Annotated in this window: 18 protein-coding genes; 14 read left to right on the top strand and 4 right to left on the bottom strand. The window is 68.8% G+C overall.

Going from position 1 to position 19875, the window contains the following annotated elements; translation table 11 throughout:
• Position 1: 1 nt before the first annotated feature.
• From tolQ to ftsH, 8 genes are all read left to right on the top strand, one after another.
• Positions 2-733 (top strand): protein TolQ, encoded by a 732-nt coding sequence (gene tolQ / locus JN22_RS24335; protein WP_085556345.1) that lies wholly within the window; start codon positions 2-4, stop codon positions 731-733.
• A 3-nt stretch (positions 734-736) separates the two neighbouring features.
• The gene (gene tolR, locus JN22_RS24340; RefSeq protein WP_085556346.1) at positions 737-1216 is read left to right on the top strand and encodes a protein TolR; all 480 of its coding nucleotides are present in this window, start codon (positions 737-739) and stop codon (positions 1214-1216) included.
• 16 nt (positions 1217-1232) lie between these two features.
• Positions 1233-2435 (top strand): hypothetical protein, encoded by a 1203-nt coding sequence (locus JN22_RS24345; RefSeq protein ID WP_085556347.1) that lies wholly within the window; start codon positions 1233-1235, stop codon positions 2433-2435.
• A 1-nt stretch (position 2436) separates the two neighbouring features.
• Entirely contained in the window at positions 2437-3789 is a 1353-nt protein-coding gene (tolB, locus tag JN22_RS24350; protein ID WP_085556348.1) for a Tol-Pal system beta propeller repeat protein TolB, read from the top strand.
• 171 nt (positions 3790-3960) lie between these two features.
• The gene (gene pal, locus JN22_RS24355) at positions 3961-4428 is read left to right on the top strand and encodes a peptidoglycan-associated lipoprotein Pal (RefSeq protein WP_085556349.1); all 468 of its coding nucleotides are present in this window, start codon (positions 3961-3963) and stop codon (positions 4426-4428) included.
• Positions 4429-4646: 218 nt separating this feature from the next.
• A complete protein-coding gene (gene ybgF / locus JN22_RS24360) occupies positions 4647-5507 on the top strand; it encodes a tol-pal system protein YbgF (RefSeq protein ID WP_085556350.1) in 861 nt (286 codons plus the stop codon).
• The gene (gene tilS / locus JN22_RS24365) at positions 5495-6853 is read left to right on the top strand and encodes a tRNA lysidine(34) synthetase TilS (protein ID WP_223677869.1); all 1359 of its coding nucleotides are present in this window, start codon (positions 5495-5497) and stop codon (positions 6851-6853) included. The genes ybgF and tilS overlap by 13 nt, the downstream gene beginning before the upstream one ends.
• Positions 6854-6934: 81 nt before the next feature.
• Positions 6935-8869 (top strand): ATP-dependent zinc metalloprotease FtsH, encoded by a 1935-nt coding sequence (gene ftsH, locus JN22_RS24370; RefSeq protein WP_085556351.1) that lies wholly within the window; start codon positions 6935-6937, stop codon positions 8867-8869.
• A gap of 280 nt (positions 8870-9149) precedes the next feature.
• Here ftsH and JN22_RS24375 read toward each other — a convergent pair whose 3' ends face one another.
• Both JN22_RS24375 and fabI read right to left on the bottom strand, forming a co-directional pair.
• Positions 9150-10319, bottom strand: coding sequence for a hypothetical protein (locus tag JN22_RS24375; RefSeq protein ID WP_085556352.1), 1170 nt, complete (start codon positions 10317-10319; stop codon positions 9150-9152).
• A 114-nt stretch (positions 10320-10433) separates the two neighbouring features.
• Positions 10434-11282, bottom strand: coding sequence for an enoyl-ACP reductase FabI (fabI, locus tag JN22_RS24380; protein ID WP_085556353.1), 849 nt, complete (start codon positions 11280-11282; stop codon positions 10434-10436).
• Positions 11283-11388: 106 nt separating this feature from the next.
• Here fabI and JN22_RS24385 point away from each other — a divergent pair, with 106 nt between their 5' ends.
• Positions 11389-12729 (top strand): YihY family inner membrane protein, encoded by a 1341-nt coding sequence (locus tag JN22_RS24385; protein ID WP_085556354.1) that lies wholly within the window; start codon positions 11389-11391, stop codon positions 12727-12729.
• 58 nt (positions 12730-12787) lie between these two features.
• Here the strand turns inward: JN22_RS24385 and JN22_RS24390 are convergent, their stop codons facing one another.
• Complete coding sequence (locus JN22_RS24390) at positions 12788-13732, bottom strand: DnaJ C-terminal domain-containing protein (protein ID WP_085556355.1); 945 nt, start codon at positions 13730-13732, stop codon at positions 12788-12790.
• Positions 13733-13773: 41 nt separating this feature from the next.
• Positions 13774-14247: an RT0821/Lpp0805 family surface protein gene (locus tag JN22_RS24395; RefSeq protein WP_085556356.1), complete on the bottom strand. Its 474-nt coding sequence runs from the start codon at positions 14245-14247 to the stop codon at positions 13774-13776.
• A 178-nt stretch (positions 14248-14425) separates the two neighbouring features.
• Here JN22_RS24395 and pdxH point away from each other — a divergent pair, with 178 nt between their 5' ends.
• The 5 genes from pdxH to JN22_RS24420 all read left to right on the top strand — a co-directional run bounded on the left by pdxH (position 14426) and on the right by JN22_RS24420 (position 19816).
• Positions 14426-15037 (top strand): pyridoxamine 5'-phosphate oxidase, encoded by a 612-nt coding sequence (gene pdxH / locus JN22_RS24400; RefSeq protein WP_085556357.1) that lies wholly within the window; start codon positions 14426-14428, stop codon positions 15035-15037.
• 30 nt (positions 15038-15067) lie between these two features.
• The gene (locus tag JN22_RS24405) at positions 15068-16018 is read left to right on the top strand and encodes a cation diffusion facilitator family transporter (protein ID WP_143268398.1); all 951 of its coding nucleotides are present in this window, start codon (positions 15068-15070) and stop codon (positions 16016-16018) included.
• Between the two features lie 346 nt (positions 16019-16364).
• Positions 16365-17639, top strand: coding sequence for a methyl-accepting chemotaxis protein (locus tag JN22_RS24410; protein ID WP_223677870.1), 1275 nt, complete (start codon positions 16365-16367; stop codon positions 17637-17639).
• Positions 17640-17682: 43 nt separating this feature from the next.
• On the top strand, positions 17683-18507 hold the full coding sequence (locus JN22_RS24415; protein WP_085556359.1) for an MBL fold metallo-hydrolase: 825 nt from the start codon (positions 17683-17685) through the stop codon (positions 18505-18507).
• An 82-nt stretch (positions 18508-18589) separates the two neighbouring features.
• Entirely contained in the window at positions 18590-19816 is a 1227-nt protein-coding gene (locus tag JN22_RS24420; RefSeq protein ID WP_085557333.1) for an SLC13 family permease, read from the top strand.
• Positions 19817-19875 lie beyond the last annotated feature (59 nt).

Below are 19875 nucleotides of genomic sequence, written 5' to 3' on the forward strand. Positions count from 1 at the left end.
GATGGATGCCCTGCAAACCGCCCAGCTGGCCGGCAACGCCGCCGCGACGGCGCACGAGATCACGATCCTTGGCCTGTTCTGGCAGGCGGACGCGGTCGTCAAGATCGTGATGATGATGCTTGTCGTCGCCTCGGTCTGGTGCTGGGCGATCATCATCGAGAAGCTGATGCGCATCCGCCGACTGAACGCCCAGGCGGACGCCTTCGAGGAAAGCTTCTGGTCGGGCGGCTCGCTGGACGCGCTGTACGACCGCATCGGCCAGAACCCGGCCGACCCGATGGCGGCGACCTTCGCCGCCGGCATGCGCGAGTGGCGCCACGCCGCCGACCGCGGCATCGCCGGCACCATGAAGGGCTCGCTCCAGCAGCGCGTCGAGCGGGTGATGGCGGTGACCATCGGCCGCGAGATGGCGCGGGCCGAGCGCTATATGACCTTCCTCGCCTCGGTCGGCTCGACGGCGCCCTTCATCGGGCTGTTCGGCACGGTCTGGGGCATCATGAACAGCTTCACCTCGATCGCCGGCTCGGGCAACACCAGCCTCGCCGTGGTGGCGCCGGGCATCGCCGAGGCGCTGTTCGCCACCGCCATGGGCCTGCTGGCCGCCATCCCGGCCGTGCTGTCCTACAACAAGTTCTCGACCGACCTGGGGCGCTACGCCGACCGCCTCGACACCTTCTCGGGCGAGTTCTCGGCGATCCTGTCGCGCCACCTCGAGGAGCGGGGAGCCGCCTGAACCATGGCCGGACAACTCGCAGGCAAATCCCACGGCCGCGGCAAGCGTCGCGGCTACCGGGCGATGGCCGAGATCAACATGACGCCCTTCATCGACGTCATGCTGGTGCTGCTGATCGTCTTCATGGTCGCCGCCCCGATGCTGACGGTCGGCGTGCCGGTCGACCTGCCCAAGACCAACGCGGCGCCGCTGGAGCAGCAGAGGGATCCGCTGTTCGTCACCGTGCAGACCGACGGGCGCGTCTTCGTGCAGGAGACGCCGGTCGAACTGGCCAACATGGTGCCGCTGCTGATCGCCGTGACCGAGAACAACCCCGACGCCCGCATCCTGGTGCGCGGCGACCGGACCATCGCCTACGGCAAGATGCTGGAGGTCATGGGCACGATGAGCGCCGCCGGCTTCAAGAAGGTCGGTCTGGTCGCCGAGATGCCGAACGGCCCGACCGCGTCCACGGCGCGCGTCGGCGCCAAGCCGGTGCGTTGAGGCGGGCGGACCACCCATGCGCAAGCCCCTGATCGCCTCGGCCGTGCTGCACGTCGCGCTTGTCGCGCTGATGGTGCTCGGCATGCCGCCCAGCGATCGCAAGCTCGAAATCGCCGCGTCGATCCCCATCGAGATCGTCGAAATGGGGGAGGTCACCCAGGCCGCCCGCGTCGAGAAGGGCGAGCCGAAGCCGGCCAACGCCGCGCCGCGCCCGCCGGTGCCCGAAGCCAAGCCGGCGCCGCCCGCCCCGACGCCGCCCGACGACGAGGACGAACCGCCGCCGCCGCCCCCGCCGCCCACCCGGGCGCCGGAGCCGCCGAAGGTCGCCCAGGTTCCGCCGCCGCCGCGTGAGCCGACGCCGCCCAAGCCGGCGCCGCCCCCGCCGCCACCTCCTCCGCCCCCGCCGCCGCCGCCTCCCGCACCGGAGCCGTCGCCCGTTCCCACGCCCAAGCCGCCGGAACCCAAGCCGGAGCCGAAGCCGGAACCGCCCAAGCCGCCCGAGCCCCCGAAGCCCGAGCCGCCCAAACCGGAACCGCCCAAGCCCGAGCCCCCGAAGCCGGAACCGAAGAAGCCCGAGCCGCCGAAACCGGAGCCCGCCAAGCCGGAGCCGCCGAAGCAGCCGGCCAAGCCCGAACCGGCCAAGCCGGAGGTGGCGAAGGCCGAGCCGAAGAAGGACGCGCCGGCCAAGCCGCCCGAAAAGGCGCCGGCCAAGACCGACCCGCTGTCCGACCTCCTGGCCAACGTGGGCAAGATCAAGCCCTCGGACGACCCGAAGGCGGATGGCAAGGCCTCGGCCAGATCGGACAGCACGGCCAAGCCGACCAGCCAGAAGACCGCCTCGGCGGCTCCGGCGGGTGCTGCCAAGGCGGTGAACGGTCCCGACAAGCCGTTCAAGCCGTCGGGCCGGGCGCTGGACGCCATCCGCGGACAGCTCAGCAAGAACTGGAACTTCGACAGCGGCCGCAAGGACGCAGGCTCGATGCAGATCGAGATCCATGTCGAGGTCGGTCGCGACCGTTCCGTGATTCAGGCCTACATCGACGAGAAGTACCGCTCGCGCTACATGACCGACGCCGCCTTCCGCGCGTCGGCCGACGCCGCGGTGCGCGCGGTCAAGCGTTCCAGTCCGCTGGAGCTGCTGACCAGCGAGTTCACGCCCGAGACCTACGAAAGCTGGCGCTACATCGTGTTCAATTTCGACCCGAGGGACATGTTCTGACATGACGACGAAGACGAGGCTTCTGCTGAAGTTCGCCGGTCTGACCGGCGCGCTTTTCCTCTCCCTCGGCGTTGCCGCTCCGCAGCAGGCGCGCGCCGAGTTGCGCATCGACATCACGCGGGGCGTGGTCGAACCGCTGCCCATCGCCATCACCAGCTTCGCCGGCTCCGGCGGCCGCGACGCCCAGCTCGGCGCCGACATCTCCAAGGTGATCTCGGCCGACCTGGAGCGTTCGGGCCTGTTCCGGCCGCTCGACCCGCGCGGCTTCCTCCAGACCCCCGACCAGCTCCGCAGCGGCGACCCGCGCTACCAGGACTGGAAGGCGCTGGGCGCCCAGGCGCTGGTCGCCGGCAACACGACGACCGGCGGCGACGGCCGCATGAAGGTCGATTTCCGCCTGTGGGACGTCGCCGCCGGCCAGTACATGCACGGGCTGAGCTACACCGCCTCGCCGCAGGAATGGCGCCGCATCGCCCACATCGTCGCCGACGCCATCTACAAGCGGCTGACCGGCGAGGACGGCTATTTCGACACGCGCGTCGTCTATGTGGCCGAATCCGGCCCGGCCAACGTGCGCAAGAAGCAGCTCGCCATCATGGATCAGGACAGTGAGAACCACCAGTTCCTGACCGACGGGCAGACCCTGGTCCTGACGCCGCGCTTCTCGCCGACGACCCAGGAAATCACGTACATGTCGTACTTCAACAAGAAGCCGCGCGTGTACCTGTTCAACATCGACACCGGCCGCCAGGAGGTGCTGGGCGACTTCCCCGGCATGACCTTCGCGCCGCGCTTCTCGCCGGACGGCAACCGCGTCGTCATGAGCATGGCGCGGAACGGCAACACCGACATCTACACGCTGGACCTGCGCACCCGCCGCCAGACCCAGCTGACCGACTCCCCCGGCATCGACACCGGCCCCAGCTACTCGCCGGACGGCCAGAAGATCGTCTTCGAGTCGGACCGCGGCGGCACGCAGCAGCTCTACATCATGGGCGCCGACGGTTCGGGCGTGAAGCGGCTGAGCTTCGGCGAGGGCCGCTACGGCACGCCGGTGTGGTCGCCGCGCGGCGACCTGATCGCCTTCACGCGCCAGCGGGGGAGCAGCTTTGCAATCGGCGTAATCCGTCCGGATGGGACCGGCGAGCGTATCCTCAGCGAGGGGTACCACGTCGAAGGCCCGACTTGGGCGCCCAACGGCCGCGTCATCATGTTTTTCAAGGACTTGCCGTCGGGTGACGGGCGCGGCCGCAACGCCAAGCTGTATTCGATCGACATCACGGGCGCCAACGAGCGCCGCGTGAGCACGCCGCTCGACGCCTCGGACCCGGCTTGGTCGCCCCTGATTCCATAAAGGTCGCCCCTTGATTCCCTAGGGGAGTAGCCCTATTTTGCGGCGGCGCGGGAGCAATGCTCAAGACAAGGGTCGGAAGTCGGGATTTCCGTCGGGGTCTGGCGGAAGTCGGCGGCTCTCGTGTTCCAGAACCGGCCAAATCAACGAGTGTCGTTTAAGGGGTCCCTGAACATGCGCATGAAGTTCCTCGCTCTCGCCGCCGTGGCGCTGCTCGCCGCCTGCGAAACCGCTCCGAAGGACGCCAACACCGGCGCCGCCACGGGCACCCAGTCCTCGATCCGTCCGGGCTCGCAGGAAGATCTGGCCGTCAACGTCGGCGACCGCGTCTTCTTCGGCCTCGACCGCATCGACCTGTCGCCGGAAGCCCGCGCCACGCTGGACCGTCAGGCCACCTGGCTCCAGACCTACGGCTCGGTCACCGTCACCATCGAAGGCCACGCCGACGAGCGCGGCACCCGCGAGTACAACCTCGCCCTGGGTGAGCGCCGCGCCAACTCGGTGAAGAACTACCTGGCCGCCAAGGGCATCAGCCCGAACCGCGTCAAGGTCGTGTCCTACGGCAAGGAGAAGCCGGCCGTCGTCGGTTCGACCGAGGCCGCCTGGTCGCAGAACCGCCGCGGCGTGACCGTCGTCGACTGACGACGGCACCCGTCCGGGTCCGTGAAAAGGGCGCCGCATCCGGGACACCGGGGCGGCGCCCTTTTCTTTGCGCGGTTTTAAGACCTTCGGCGCAGCATCCACCCGATGCGCGCTGTGCGATCTTCTGCTACACACGCGCCATCGCGTCGCCCCAATGACCCGGTACCGTCACTTTGGGTCACCCCGCCCGGACAGGGCCCGGACAGGATATTCAGCGCATGACCAAAGCGTCTTCCTTCACCGCTCTGCTGCTGGGCGGTCTGTTGTGCGGAACCTCCGCTCTCGCCCAGACGGCGTCCCAGATCGACCGCGCGCAGCGGCTGGAGACCCAGGTCGCGGCGCTGGGCGGCATGGTGGAGGTGGCGCAGGTGAATCCCTCGCTCGCCGCCGATTTCGAAATCCGGCTCCAGGCGCTGGAGCGGGCGATCTCCGAGCTGACCGGCAAGTACGAGGAATCGACCTATCAGGTCTCGCAGATGCGCGACCGGCTGGAGAAGATGAACGCCGACTTCGATTTCCGCTTCAAGGAGCTGGAATCCAAGGGTGGCGGCGCCATGGGCGGCGGGGCGATGGCCGACAGCGCACTGGGGCCGGCGAAGACCCCGGCCAGGCAGCCGGAGAAGGCGGCGGACAAGGCTCCCGAAAAGCCGGCGCAGACGGCCGCCGCCGTGCCGCCGCTGCCGGCCAACGCGACACCGGAAAAGCAATATGAGCGCGCCTTCGAACTGCTGCGCCAGTCGGACTACGACAAGGCGGAGAAGGCGTTGCAGGAGTTCATCGTCAAGAACAAGAGCCACGCCTACGCCGGCAACGCGCAATACTGGCTGGGCGAGAGCTATTACGTCCGCAACAGGTTCCCCGACGCGGCCCAGGCCTTCGCCGAGACCTTGCAGAAGTACCCGAAGAACCCGAAGGCTCCCGACGCGCTGCTCAAGCTCGGCATGACCCTGCAACAGCTCAACAAGAAATCGGACGCCTGCACCGCTTTCAACCAGTTGATGACCAAGTTCCCCGAAGCCTCGGCCAGCGTGAAGCGCCGCGCCGACACGGAGCGCAAGCGCATCAATTGCCCGGCGTAACGGCCGAGGCGCCGCTGACCGGTTCGGAGTTCGCCCGGCTGATGGATCGGCTGGGCGGTTTCGAACCGGCTCCGCGCGTCGTGGTCGGGCTGTCGGGGGGCGGCGACAGCGTGGCGCTGGCCCTGCTCCTGAACCGCTGGGTTGCCGGGCAGGGTGGTGAACTGCTGGCGCTGACCGTCGATCATGGGCTGCGTCCCGAGTCGGCGGCGGAGGCGGAGGCCGTCGGACGGAGCATGGCCGCGCTCGGCATCGCCCACCGGATCCTGCGCTGGGACGGCGGCAAGCCGGCCGGGGGCATCCAGGCGGCGGCGCGGGCGGCGCGGCACCGCCTGCTGGCGGACGCCTGCGCGGCCGAGGGCATCCTGCATCTGGCGCTCGCCCATCACCGCGACGATCAGGCGGAAACCGTGCTGCTGAGGCTGGCGCGCGGCTCCGGGGTCGACGGTTTGGCTGGAATGACGGCGATCCGCGCCGAGGGATCCGTCCGCGTGCTGCGCCCTCTGTTGGAAGTGCCGCATGGACGGCTGCTGGCGACCTGCCGGGCTGCCGGCGCGGCCTGGATCGAGGATCCGTCGAACGAGAACCCGCGCTACGCCCGTGCCCGCCTGCGGGCGGCGCGTGGCCTGCTGGCGGCGGAAGGGCTGGACGCCGAGCGGCTGGGCGAAACCGCACGCCGCGCCGGGCGGGCGCGGGCGGCCCTGGAGGCGGTCACCGCGTCGCTGCTGGCCGAGGCCGCCGCTGTCTATCCAGAGGGCTGGATCGCGCTCGACCCGGCCGCGCTGTGCGCCGCGCCGGAAGAGATCGCCCTGCGCGCCCTGGGCCGCTGCCTCGCCGTGGTCGGAGGCGGCGCCCATCCGGTGCGCGACGAGGCGGTCGAGCGGCTTCACGCCGAGATCGCCGCCGGACGGCTCCGGGGGCGGACCCTGGCGGGGTGCCGGGTGCTGTGCCGTCGTGGCCAAGTTATGATCGCGCGCGAGCCGGAGGCGGTGGCCGACCGGCTGGTCGCGGCGCCCGGGCGGCGCGTGCTGTGGGACCGCCGCTTCGCCGTCACACCCGCCGCCGGGCGCGACTCGCCCGTGACCGTTGCGAGGCTGGGGGAGGGCGGATGGCGGGAGGTGGTCGCCGCCATGCCCGCCGCGCGTGGCCTGGACCTGCATCCGGCGGTGCGCGAATCGCTTCCAAGCCTTTGGTCCGGCGGGTGTTTGGTCGCCGTTCCGCACCTGGGATTCCCATGTGGGTCCGACGCGGGTGGACAACCCCCGACGGATGCCGCCACATTCTCCCCGGTTTCGCCGTTGGGCAGACCAGCTTTTCCGGTTGTTTCGCGCGGGGACAGCATTATTTAATCTGGGAACGTGCCCGTGGAGACCGGGGTGCGGCCTTGTCGGCGCACCGCATGGCGATGGGTTCGCAGAAAGGCGTGTGACGTGAACAATTTCGGCAAGAATCTCGCGCTCTGGATCATCATAGGGCTGCTGCTTGTGGCCCTGTTCAACCTGTTCCAGAGTTCTTCGACCCGCAGCCCGCAAACGACCGTTCCGTTCAGCGAGCTTCTCGCCGAAGTGGATCGGGGTCAGGTTGCCGATGTGACCATCAAGGGCAACCAGGTCTCCGGCCATTTCACCGACGGCCGCTCGTTCAGCACCTTCATTCCGCCCGAGGCCGGGCTGGTGGAGCGGCTGACCAACAAGAACGTGCGGATCAGCGCGGTGCCCGACGACAGCAACGTCCCGTCGCTGTTCTCGGTGCTGCTGTCCTGGTTCCCGATGCTGCTGCTGATCGGCGTCTGGATCTTCTTCATGCGCCAGATGCAGTCGGGCGGCGGCAAGGCGATGGGCTTCGGCAAGTCGCGGGCGCGGCTGCTGACCGAGAAGGTCGGCCGCGTCACCTTCGACGACGTCGCCGGCATCGACGAGGCCAAGCAGGAACTGACGGAGATCGTCGAGTTCCTGAAGGACCCGCAGAAGTTCCAGCGGCTGGGCGGCAAGATCCCGAAGGGCTGCCTGCTCGTCGGCCCCCCCGGCACCGGCAAGACGCTGACCGCGCGCGCCGTCGCCGGCGAGGCCAACGTGCCCTTCTTCACCATCTCCGGTTCGGACTTCGTCGAGATGTTCGTCGGCGTCGGCGCCAGCCGTGTCCGCGACATGTTCGAGCAGGGCAAGAAGAACGCCCCCTGCATCATCTTCATCGACGAGATCGACGCGGTCGGCCGCCATCGCGGCGCCGGCCTGGGCGGTGGCAACGACGAGCGCGAGCAGACCCTGAACCAGCTGCTGGTCGAGATGGACGGCTTCGAGGCGAACGAGGGCGTCATCCTCATCGCCGCGACCAACCGCCCCGACGTGCTGGATCCGGCGCTGCTGCGTCCCGGCCGCTTCGACCGTCAGGTCGTGGTGCCGAACCCCGACGTGCTGGGCCGCGAGAAGATCCTCAAGGTCCACATGCGCAAGGTCCCGCTGTCGCCGGACGTCGACGCCAAGATCATCGCGCGCGGCACCCCGGGCTTCTCGGGCGCCGACCTTGCCAACCTCGTCAACGAGGCGGCGCTGCTGGCGGCCCGCATCGGCAAGCGCGTGGTCGGCATGGGCGAGTTCGAGGCCGCCAAGGACAAGGTCATGATGGGCGCCGAGCGCCGGTCGATGGTGATGTCCGAGGACGAGAAGAAGCTGACCGCCTACCACGAGGCCGGTCACGCCATCTGCGCCGTCCATAGCCCCGACAGCGACCCGGTTCACAAGGCCACCATCATCCCGCGCGGCCGCGCGCTGGGCATGGTGATGCGCCTGCCGGAAGGCGACCGCATCTCGCTGTCGCAGGCCAAGCTGCTGGCCGACCTCTGCGTCGCCATGGGCGGTCGCATCGCCGAGGAGCTGATCTTCGGCAAGGAGCGCGTCACCACCGGCGCCTCGGGCGACATCAAGATGGCGACCGAAATGGCCCGCCGCATGGTCACCGAGTGGGGCATGAGCGACAAGCTCGGCCCGCTGCTCTACGGCGAGCCGACGCAGGAGGTGTTCCTGGGCCATTCGGTGACCCAGCACAAGAACATGTCCGACCGCACGGCGCAGACGGTGGACGAGGAAATCCGCCGCATCGTCGACGAAAGCTATGAGAAGGCACGCCGCATCCTGACCGAGAACATCGATCAGCTGCACGCGCTGGCCAAGGGCCTGCTGGAGTACGAGACGCTGAGCGGCGAGGACATCAACCGCCTGCTGCGCGGCGATCCGATCATCCGCGACGACGACCGCGAGAGCTACTCGGCGACCCCGCCGCGTCAGCCGAGTTCGGGCCGCCGCTCCTCGGTGCCGCCGACCGGCAAGGAAAGCGGCGGGATCGGGCCGGAGCCTCAGGGAACCTGATCCACCTTTCCGGTGAATGAGAAAAGGCCGGCGTCCCGAGGGGCGCCGGCCTTTTCCTTGCGCGGGCTTTTCCGTGACACCGCCAAGCGTAACTTCCGATCGTTTGCAGCCGTGGATGCCCGGCTCAAGGCCACGCATGACGGGCACCACTGTGTCGGGATTTTCGCTCGATGGCGTGAAAGGTTCGCAACCCGAGAACGACCCGCAAGGAAAAGCCCGCCATCCTGTGGGCAGGAGCGGCGGGCCTTGATCGTACGGGCGGTGGTGGCGCCGGAATGCTTCAGAAAGAACCCTTCTGCTCGCGGCGGCGATCCAGCGCGATGTCGAACTGGCGCAGCAGCTTCTGGGTGCCCTCGAAATAGAGTTTGCGCGACGGCGTGTTCTTCATGCAGCGGGCGTCGAGATGCGCCACGCTGGTCAGCGCCGAGACGCAGTAGCCGAGCAGCCAGTAGCGCGAGCGGATGGTCCGCAGATAGTCGCGGAAGGGCTCGGGCTTGCCGGCCATGAAGGAGCTGAAGGCGGTCTCGTAGTCCGACAGGATGCCGCGGATGTCCATCAGCGTGGTCTCCAGCAGCTTGCCCACCTTTTCGATGTGCATCAGCAGCTGGGTCTCGTAGGGCTTGTGCATGCGGATGTCGACCGGCACGCAGTCCTTCGACTTCAGCCAGTTCAGGATGACGCGGGCGCGCGGCGCGATACGGCGCAGCTGGTATTCATAGAAGGTCGTGCCCTTCCAGGCGCTGAAGATGGTGTCGGCTTCCGAGCGCTCGATGCCGAAGGCCGACACGAACAGGCCGGCTTCTTCCAGGTTCGGATTCCAGATGGCTTCCAGGAAGCGCTCGATGCTCTGGGCGCTGCCGCCGGCGCCGCCGGACAGCGCCTTGCGGACGATCGGCTCGATGCGGGCGCGAATCAGGCGGCGGAGCTGGTGGTCCTCGTCGGCGCTGATCAGCCAGTGGCGCGGATCGACGTTGACCTTCTCGGCCTCGAAGCAGGTCTTCAGAAGGAAGGCGTCGAGCGACGGCACCTCGTCGATCATCGACAGCATCTTCATGTCGCCGATGATGCCGTTCTCGGCCGGGCCGTTCTTGATGCCGAACTGTTCCTCCAGCAGCGTGTCGCTGTTGTGGCCGCGCAGATAGACGGCGATGCCGCCGGCCTCCGGCGACTTCACGTTGTGCGGCACATAGATGCCGGTTTCGACCGGACGGCCGCCGCCTTCCGTGTCGTCCTCGCCCTCGTCGCCCATCGGCTCGCCGCCCTCGTCGAGGCCGTTGAAGCTCGGGTATTTGAACAGGATGGCGTTGTTCAGGCCCTGGGCCTTGAACATGCGCTGCTCTTCGGGGATGTCGCGCGTGATCGCGATGAGGTTCATCGAGACGCTGGAGCCGCCGTACAGAATCTGCTCAAGGATCGGAGAAACCGAATCCATCTTCTTGCGAGCGCGCATCAAAATTACCCGGCCTTAGGAATATTGCGAAGAGGATAGACGGGGCTTTCGCAAACGCAAAGAGGGATCGGATGACCGATCCCTCTTTGCAATCTGCCCTGGCACCAGCGTGGTTCAGCCCGCCTTCGGCGCGCCGCCCAGCGATCCCAGGAGCTGCGCCACCTCGGCCGCCTCGTCCACCGCGACCATGCCGACGGTGTGGTAGCCGCTGTCCACGTGCATGACCTCGCCGGTCACGCCGGTGCCGAGGCCGGACAGCAGGAACAGGCCGGCGCCGCCGACCTCCTGGATGGTGACGTTGCGCTTCAGCGGCGCGTTCAGCTCGTTCCATTTCAGGATGTAGCGGAAGTCGCCGATGCCGCTGGCGGCCAGCGTCTTGATCGGGCCGGCCGAGATGGCGTTGACACGGATGTTGCGCCCACCCAGATCGACGGCGAGGTAGCGCACGCTCGCCTCCAGCGCGGCCTTGGCGACGCCCATGACGTTGTAATGCGGCATGACGCGCTCGGCCCCATAATAGGATAGGGTGAGCAGGCTGCCGCCGTCGGTCATCAGCGGCACGGCGCGCTGCGCCACCGCGGTGAAGGAGTAGCAGGAGATGTCCATGGTGCGGAGGAAGTTGCTCCGCGTGGTGTCGAGATACAGGCCGTCCAACTCGTTCTTGTCGGAAAACGCGATCGCATGAACCACGAAATCCAGCTTGCCCCACTCGGCCTCGATGGCGGCGAAGGTCGCGTCGATGCTGGCCTCGTCGGTCACGTCGCAGGGCAGGACGAGCGTCGCCCCGACCTGTTCGGCCAAAGGCTTGACGCGCTTGAGCAGCGCGTCGCCCTGGTAGGTGAAGGCCAGTTCCGCCCCATGCTGGGCCAGGGTGGACGCGATACCCCAGGCGATCGAACGGTCGTTCGCCACGCCCATGATAAGGCCACGCTTGCCGTGCATCAGCGGCATCGGATTGGACATCTGAACCTCGTAAACTGGGCTGTTGCCGCGAAAAGTGGGGCGCATCCTACACGAAAGCGGTGCGTGGTCAAACCGGCGCAGGCGGACGCCGGACAGGAGAATCGGCATGCCGGGCATTGAGGAAGGGGAACGGAAACCGGCGCGCGCCTTGGCCCACGGGCGCGAGCTGGCGGGCTTCGTCGGCCATTCGATGCTGCGCTTCTACAACGACAACTGCTTCCAGACGGCGGCGGCGCTGACCTACACGTCGCTGCTCGCCATCGTGCCGATGATGACCATCGGCTTCGCCATCTTCTCCGCCTTTCCGGCTTTCAGCGCGTTGCAGATGCGCATCCAGACGGCGGTCATCAAGAATCTGGTGCCGGAGATCGGCGACGCCATCCTGGAGTATCTCGGCACCTTCATGGCCAACGCCGGCCAGATGCCGATCTTCGGGGTGGTCGGGCTGGCGGTGTCGGCGGTGCTGCTGATCTGGACGATCGAGGGATCCTTCGCCACCGTCTGGCGGGTGCGCGAGCCGCGCTCCTACGTCACCCGCATCCTGTCCTTCTGGGCGGTGGTGTCGCTGACCCCGCTGTTCGCCGGAGCCAGCCTGTCGCTGTCCAGCACCCTGTGGAGCGCCCTGGAGTTCGCCCATCTGGAGGGCGTCGTCCACCCGCTGGTCGGCTTCGGCATGATCCTGCCCTTCGTGCTGCAACTGATCGGCTGCACGCTTCTCTACCTGATCATCCCGAACCGCGACGTGCTGTGGATGGACGCGCTATGCGGCGGGGCGGTTGGCTCGATCCTGCTGGAGGGGTCGAAGGCGGTGTTCGCTTGGTACATGCGCGAATACCCGGCCTACCAGACCATCTACGGCGCCCTGTCGACCGTGCCGATCTTCCTGTTCTGGCTGTACATCGCCTGGTCGACGGTGCTGTTCGGCGCGGTTGTCGCCGCCTCCCTGCCGGAATGGCGGGCCGGCAAGATCACCCGCGGTGGGCCGGAGGGGTTGCTGCCGGCGCAGCGGCTGGCCCTGGCGCTCGCGGTGCTGCACGAGCTGATGGACGCCAGCCGGCTCGGCGTCGGCATGCGGCGTCGGACGATGGTGGCGCGGGTGCCGGTGGGAACGCTGCTGATCGACGGCATCCTGGAGCAGCTCCGCGATGCCCATTGGGTCGCCCACACCACGCGCGACGCCTGGGTGGTGACGCGCGACCTGGGCGAGGCGACGCTGCTTGACCTGATGAAGGCGCTGGGCATCGGCCTGCGTGGTTCGGTGCATGGGCTGGGCGGCCTGGAGCTGCCCTGGCAGGAGCGCACCGCGCATCTGCTGGAGCAGGCCGAGGCGCGGCAGGGCGACCTGCTGAACGTGCCGATCAAGGCGTTGCTGTCGGACGACAGCCCGACGGGGGAGGGCAACCCGGCCGGCAACCTGGCGGTGCCCTTCCGGGCGGTCAAGAAATGAGGTCCGCGTTTTTCGTCATGCCCGTGCTCAGCACGGGCATGACGGGCGCGCGGGGAGCTTACTCCAGCCCCGCCTTCTTGCGGACGTCGTAGCTGCGGGTCTTGGCCCATTGCTCCATGAACTTCACCAGCTCGGCGTCGGGCGGGTCGGGCAGGACCACCTTCAGCTTCACATACTGGTCGCCGGCCTGCTTGGTCGACTGGTTGACCACGCCCTTGCCGCGCAGGCGCAGCGTCGAGCCGGTGTTGGCGCCGGCCGGGATCTTCAGGGCGACCTTGCCGCTGATCGTCGGGACATGGATGGTGGCGCCGAGCACCGCCTCGTTCAGCGTGATCGGCACCTCGACATGGATGTCGCCGTCCTGCCGGGTGAAATAGGGGTGCGGCTCGACATGAACCTCGATGATGGCGTCGCCGTTGGGCATCCCGCCCATGCCCGGCAGGCCCTGGCCCTTGAGGCGCAGCTTCTGCTCGTTCTCGGTGCCGGGCGGGACGGTGACGTCGATGCTCTTGCCGCTCGACAGGTTGACGCGCCGCTTGGTGCCCTGCGCCGCCTCCAGGAAGGGGACGGTGATCGAGTAGGAGATGTCGCTGCCGCGCACCTTGGGGCCGGAGGACGATCCCCCGCCGGCACCGGCGGCGCCACGCCGCCGGCCGCCGCCGAACAGGTCGGAGAACCAGTCGTCGCCGCCGCTGCTGAAGAAGGAGTCGTCGGCGCCGCTGTAGGCGCGGCCGCGCCCGGCGTGGGTGCGCGACCCGAAGCCGGCGTGCCGCTCCTGGCCCGACGAATCGATCTCGCCGCGGTCGAACTTGGCGCGCTTGTCCGGATCCGACAGCAGCGTGTAGGCCGCCGAGATCTCCTTGAAGCGTTCCTCGTTCGCGGCGTCCCCCGGCTTCAGGTCGGGGTGATGCTGCTTCGCGAGCTTGCGGTACGCCTTCTTGATATCCTCGGCGCTGGAGGAACGGCTGACGCCGAGAACGCTGTAGGGGTCACGCGTGGCCACGGTGCGGGCATTCCCAACCCCGACGAACGGGGATCAAAAGGTTACTGATTGGCGACGATCTTCCACGTTCCGTCGGGCTGTTTGCAAGCGGTTCCGTACGCCATCTCCGTCTTGCCGCCGACCACGACCGTCTGCTGGTACTCGCGGCAGTAGGTGCCGGCGTTGCTGTAGCCGTCGCGGATCGTCGTGACGGTGCCGGAATTGCCCGACTGCGGGTTGTTCCAGGCGATCCGCTCGCCGACCGGGGCGGCGTAGGCGCGGCGCGCGGCGCCGGCGGCGTATTCGGAATCCGCCCGGTCGAGCGAGGAGCCGATCTCCCTGCCGACGAAGGCGCCCAGCAGGGTGCCGACGCCGGTGGCGACCAGCTTGCCGGTGCCGCCGCCGATCTGCGACCCGATCAGGCCACCGGCCACGGCGCCGCCGACGGTGCCGACCGTCTCCTTGGTGCCGCCGGTGGTGCAGCCGGCCAGCAGGGACGCCGCCAGCGCGAACGGGACGAGTTTCTTCACGACCATCGTGTGCCTCGAATAGGTTTGTGTGCCGCGATGCCTAAACCGGTGGCGTCGCGGTGGACAGTGATATAAGCGAGCCTATCCTTGCTGTGAATTGCGTTGACGATGCCGCCGCGTCGTTTTCGCCAGGGAGCCCCCGCCGGGGATGTCCAGAGTGTTCGACCGAACAGGACCACGATTGATGACCGACGCCAACGACCGCGACCCCTACGCGCTGTTCGCCGACTGGCTGGAGGAGGCCGGCCGCAGCGAGCCGAACGACCCGAACGCCATGGCGCTCGCCACCGCCGACGCCGCCGGCGTGCCCTCGGTGCGCATGGTGCTGCTCAAGGGGGTCGATGCGCGCGGCTTCGTCTTCTACACCAACACGGAAAGCCGCAAGGGCGAGCAGCTTCTGGCCAACCGCCACGCCGCCCTCTGCTTCCACTGGAAGACGCTGCGCCGCTCGGTGCGGGTCGAGGGGCGGGTCGAGCAGGTCACCGACGCCGAGGCCGACGCCTATTTCGAGAGCCGCCCGCGCGAGAGCCGCATCGGCGCCTGGGCGTCCCAGCAGTCGCGCCCGCTGGAGGGCCGTTGGGAGCTGGAGAAGCGGGTCGCCCAGTACGCCGCCAAATTCGCCATCGGCACGGTGCCGCGCCCGCCGCACTGGACCGGCTTCCGCGTGCTGCCGGCACGCATCGAGTTCTGGCAGGACCGCCCCTTCCGCCTGCACGAGCGGCTGGTCTACCGGCCGGCCGATCCGCCCTTCCAAGGCGACTCGGCGTCCTGGACGACCGAGCGGCTGTATCCCTGAGGGACGTCCCGCCCCACGCACGCGACCGCGATGACCATGCCCCCGATTTCCCCCGACCGTTTGCGCCGCTACGCGACCTATGCCAGCGTGACGGTGTCCTCCACCCTGATCGCGGCGAAGCTCGCCGCCTACATGGCGACGGAATCGGTCAGCATCCTGTCATCGCTGATCGATTCCAGCACGGACCTGCTGGCCTCCGTCGTCACGCTGCTGGGGGTGCGCCGGGCGCTGCGTCCGCCCGACGCCACCCACCGTTTCGGCCACGGCAAGGCGGAGGCGCTGGCCGCCCTGGCCCAGGCCGCCTTCATCACCGGGTCGGCGGTGCTGCTCAGCGTCGAGGCGGTGCGGCGGCTGATCCATCCGGAGCCGGTCGGCGAGGGCGGAATCGGCATCGCGGTGATGCTCCTGTCCATCGCCCTGACCGCCGGGCTGATCACCTTCCAGCGCCATGTCCAGGCGGCCACCGGCTCGGTCGCCATCGGTGCCGACCGTCTGCATTACTCCGGCGACCTGCTGATGAACGTCGCGGTCATCCTGGCCATCCTGCTGACCGGCTGGACCGGCGTCGCCGCCTTCGACCCGCTGTTCGGGCTGGGGATCGCCGCCTTCCTCCTGCACGGCGCCAAGGGCGTGGCGGAGGACGCGCTGAGCGTCCTGATGGATCGCGAGTTCTCCGAGGAGGACCGCGCCCGCATCAAGGCGCTGGTGCTGGAGGAGCCCGGAGCGCGCGGCCTGCACGACCTGCGCACCCGCAGTTCCGGCACCGGCGGCTTCATCGAGCTGCATCTGGAGCTGGACGGCGACCTGACCCTGACCGCCGCCCACGACATCACCGACCGGGTCGAGCGCCGGCTGAGCGCGGCCTTCGGCAACGCCGAGGTGCTCGTCCACCAGGAGCCGGCCGGGCTCGTCGACGAGCGGCTCGATCACCGCATCGAGGGCAGGCGGATCGAGGGTGCCGGCGGCGTCGCTTCCGGTTGAAAATCCTCCGCTGTGTCAATTCGGTGATGGGGGGACATCCCGGATGCCGGGACGGGGCGTTTTGGCGCACAATCGTGGCGCGCTCTCCGCTGGAGGCACATTCGACCAATTGATAAGGAGGAGGCCCTCCGGCCGGAGGTTCCGCCGGTTGCGGGAATGTATAAAAAGCGCAATAATCGTTCACGGGAGTGAGCGCCAAGCTAAAATTTCATAAGAATGGTGGTGAAATATGGACAGTGCGTTCGCGATTCGGCCGCACCTGATTGCGGACATCGCTAAGGAAGCGGGCAATCTCGGCATAGAAATCGCGGACATTGCCGGACACATCGAGGACGTCAACGCCCGCGTGAACCGGCAATCCACGGTGTTCGCCCAGCTTCGCGACACCGGCGCCAAGATGTCGCAGAGCACGCAACGCATTTCCGCCGCCTCCTCCATTGCCCGCACCGTCACCGAACAGGCCCGGCAGGAGGTCGAATCCTCTCACGACCGGGTTCAGCGCTCGCTGTCGGACATCCACGCGCTGGTGTCGTCGGTCACCGGGATCGAGGGGCAGATCGTCGGCCTGCGCGACGCGCTCGACCGCGTCGGCAAGGTCGCCAAGGAGATCTTCACCATCGCCAAGCAGACCAACCTGCTGGCGCTGAACGCCACCATCGAGGCGGCCCGCGCCGGCGAGGCCGGGCGCGGCTTCGCGGTCGTGGCCAACGAGGTGAAGGCGCTGTCCTCCAAGACCAGCGAGGCGACGACCGAGATCGACGCGACGCTGAAATACCTCAACGAGCAGGCGCAGCGGCTGATGACCGAAAGCTCGGCCAGCGCGGTGAAGGCCCGCGCGGTCAGCGAGGGCACCGCCGCCATCGGCACGGTGATCGAGACGGTCGGACGCGCCATGCGCGAGCTGCACGGCGAGACCGACAAGATCGACGCCGCCTCGTCGCAGATCGGCAGCAACTGCATCGAGCTGGAGAACGAGATCGCCGATCTGGCGGTCGGCGTGAAGCTGTCGAGCGAGAATTTGTCGCAGGCGCGCGACCGGGTGAACAACCTCGTCGGCATGAGCGAGCGGCTGATCGGGGTCACCGCCGAGCTGAACATCGACACGGTCGACACCCCCTTCATCCGCATGGTGACGGAGGCCGCGGCCAAGGTCTCCGCCGCCTTCGAGGACGCCGTCGCCCACGGCGAGATCGGCGAGGCCGACCTGTTCGACCGCGCCTACCAGCCGGTGGCCGGGTCCGACCCGCAGCAGTTCACCACCCGCTTCACCCAGATCTGCGACCGCCTCCTGCCCGGCATCCAGGAGGCGGTGCTGTCGGGCAACGACCGCATCGTCTTCTGCGTGGCGCTGGACGACCAGGGCTATCTTCCCACCCACAACCGCAGATTCAGCCAGCCGCAGGGGCGCGATCCGGTGTGGAACGCCGCCAACTGCCGGAACCGCCGCATCTTCAACGACCGCGTCGGGCTGGCCGCCGGGCGCAACACCAAGCCCTTCCTGCTCCAGACCTACCGCCGCGACATGGGCGGGGGCAATTATGTGCTGATGAAGGACGTGTCGGCGCCGGTGTCGGTGCGCGGCCGGCATTGGGGCGGTTTGCGGCTGGCCTACAAGGTGTAGCGACCGGGCGTTCGCGCCGCCGGTGCGCGGAGAGGGCGGAGCCATGGGGTTCACGGTCACCTTCTGGGGCGTGCGGGGCACCATTCCATGCCCGACGGCCTCGCATCTCGGCTTCGGCGGCAACACCGCCTGCGTCGAGCTGCGGGCAGGCGCGCAGCGGATCATCCTCGACGCCGGAACCGGGCTGCGCCCGCTGGGGCGCCGGCTGCTGGCCGACGGGGTAGGGGCGGCGACCCTGCTGCTCAGCCACACCCACCTGGACCACATCAGCGGTTTCCCCTTCTTCGCGCCGGCCTACACCAAGGGGTTCGGGCTGCGCGTCGTCGCCGGCCACACCGCCGGGCGGCCGGGCATCGAGGCGGTGATGGCGCGCCAGATGGAACGCCCGCTGTTTCCGGTGCCGATGCGGACCATGGGCTGCGACCTCAGCTTCATCGAGGTGCCGGCGGGCCACAGCTTCAAGCTGGAGGGCGGGGTGCGGGTCCACACCGCCGCGTTGAACCATCCCGACGGCGCCACCGGCTACCGGATCGAGCACCAGGGCCGTTCCATGGCCTATGTCACCGACACCGAGCATGTGCCGGACCAGCCCGACCGCAACATTCTGAACCTCGTCGACGGCGTCGACCTGCTGATCTACGACGCCACCTACACCGACGAGGAGTGGAGCCAGCGCATCGGCTGGGGCCATTCGACCTGGACGGAGGCGGTGCGCATCGCGCGGGCCGGCCACGTCAAGCGGCTGTGCCTGTTCCACCATGACCCCGACCACGACGACCGCATGATGGAGGCGATCGAGGCGGCGGCCCAGGCCGAACTGCCCAACTGCTTCGCCGCGCGCGAGGGGACCACCGTCACCGTGGCGTGAGTCGCCTTGGCATGACGGGGCTGGGCTGGGCTATAGAGGAGGGCCCGTCCCGCCCTCCGCCTCCGACCCCGTGTCCGCCGCCATGACCCTGTTCATCCTCCTGCTGTTCGCCGCGACCTATCTCGGCATGGCGCTCGGCCGCTTTCCGGGCCTGCGCATCGACCGCACCGGCATCGCCCTGGTCGCCGCCATCCTGCTGCTGGCGGTCGGGGCGCTCGACACCGGGCAGGTGGTCGAGGCGGTCGATTTCCCGACCATCTTCATCCTGCTCGGCCTGATGATCCTGTCGGCGCAGTATGCCGGCAGCGGCTTCTACGACTGGTGCGCGCTGCGGGTGGCGCGGGCGGCGAACTCGCCGGCCCGGCTGCTGGCGGTCATCGTCGCGGTGGCCGGCGGGCTGTCGGCGGTGCTTGCCAACGACGTCGTCGTCTTCGCCATGACGCCGATGCTGTGCGCCGGGCTGCTGGCGCGGCGGCTCGACGCGCGGCCCTACCTGATCGCGCTGGCCGGGGCGGCCAACGCCGGGTCGGCGGCCACGGTGATCGGCAACCCGCAGAACATCCTGATCGGGCAGGTCGGGCATCTCGACTTCTGGCGCTTTCTCGGCGTCTGCGCCGTCCCGGCGCTGGCGGCGCTGGTCATCGTCTACGTCACGGTGTGGCTGGTCTGGCGCGGGCGCTTCGGGCTGCCGGACGGGGAGGGCGACGTCGCCGCCGTGCCGCTCGACCGCTGGCAGCTCGGCAAGGCGGTGGCGGCGACGGCGGTGCTGCTGGTGCTGTTCGCCCTGCCCATCCCGCAGGAGCACGCGGTGCTGCTGGTCGCCGGCGTGATGATGATCAGCCGGCGGATGGCCAGCCGCGACATGCTGGGGATGGTCGACTGGCACCTACTGGTGCTGTTCGCGGCGCTGTTCGCCATCAACCACGCGCTGGGGCTGACCGGCGTTCCCGGCGCGCTGGTCCGCGACCTGGAGGCCGGCGGCTGGCTGCCCGACCGGCTGGCGGTCATGGGGCCGCTGGCGCTGGCCGGCAGCAACAGCATCGGCAACGTCCCGGCGGTGATCCTGCTGCTCGCCGCCTGGCCGGCTCCGCCGGAGGGGGCGCTCTACGGGCTGGCGCTGCTGACGACGCTGGCCGGCAACCTGCTGCTGCCGGGCAGCCTCGCCAACATCATCGTGGCGGAGCGGGCCGCCGCCGCCGGCGTGCGTCTGGGCTTTCTCGAACACGCCCGCTGCGGCGTGCCGATGGCCCTGCTGTCGATGGGGGTCGCCGGACTGTGGCTTTGGTGCGGCGGCTGGATGAGCTTCTGAACAGGGGAGACGCGTAATCGCTTCTACGGGGCGCCGCGATTGGAGTACCCTCTTCGCGC

The sequence above is a fragment of the Azospirillum agricola genome (assembly GCF_020005195.1).
In the GTDB taxonomy this organism is placed as follows: domain Bacteria; phylum Pseudomonadota; class Alphaproteobacteria; order Azospirillales; family Azospirillaceae; genus Azospirillum; species Azospirillum agricola.

What these genes read in the sequence shown, in the direction of transcription:
- tolQ (WP_085556345.1), top strand. Translation starts at nt 2, where the DNA reads ATGGATGCCCTGCAAACCGCCCAGCTGGCCGGCAACGCCGCCGCGACG.
- tolR (WP_085556346.1), top strand. Translation starts at nt 737, where the DNA reads ATGGCCGGACAACTCGCAGGCAAATCCCACGGCCGCGGCAAGCGTCGC.
- JN22_RS24345 (WP_085556347.1), top strand. Translation starts at nt 1,233, where the DNA reads ATGCGCAAGCCCCTGATCGCCTCGGCCGTGCTGCACGTCGCGCTTGTC.
- tolB (WP_085556348.1), top strand. Translation starts at nt 2,437, where the DNA reads ATGACGACGAAGACGAGGCTTCTGCTGAAGTTCGCCGGTCTGACCGGC.
- pal (WP_085556349.1), top strand. Translation starts at nt 3,961, where the DNA reads ATGCGCATGAAGTTCCTCGCTCTCGCCGCCGTGGCGCTGCTCGCCGCC.
- ybgF (WP_085556350.1), top strand. Translation starts at nt 4,647, where the DNA reads ATGACCAAAGCGTCTTCCTTCACCGCTCTGCTGCTGGGCGGTCTGTTG.
- JN22_RS24375 (WP_085556352.1), bottom strand. Translation starts at nt 10,319, where the DNA reads ATGCGCGCTCGCAAGAAGATGGATTCGGTTTCTCCGATCCTTGAGCAG.
- fabI (WP_085556353.1), bottom strand. Translation starts at nt 11,282, where the DNA reads ATGTCCAATCCGATGCCGCTGATGCACGGCAAGCGTGGCCTTATCATG.
- JN22_RS24385 (WP_085556354.1), top strand. Translation starts at nt 11,389, where the DNA reads ATGCCGGGCATTGAGGAAGGGGAACGGAAACCGGCGCGCGCCTTGGCC.
- JN22_RS24395 (WP_085556356.1), bottom strand. Translation starts at nt 14,247, where the DNA reads ATGGTCGTGAAGAAACTCGTCCCGTTCGCGCTGGCGGCGTCCCTGCTG.
- pdxH (WP_085556357.1), top strand. Translation starts at nt 14,426, where the DNA reads ATGACCGACGCCAACGACCGCGACCCCTACGCGCTGTTCGCCGACTGG.
- JN22_RS24405 (WP_143268398.1), top strand. Translation starts at nt 15,068, where the DNA reads ATGACCATGCCCCCGATTTCCCCCGACCGTTTGCGCCGCTACGCGACC.
- JN22_RS24415 (WP_085556359.1), top strand. Translation starts at nt 17,683, where the DNA reads ATGGGGTTCACGGTCACCTTCTGGGGCGTGCGGGGCACCATTCCATGC.
- JN22_RS24420 (WP_085557333.1), top strand. Translation starts at nt 18,590, where the DNA reads ATGACCCTGTTCATCCTCCTGCTGTTCGCCGCGACCTATCTCGGCATG.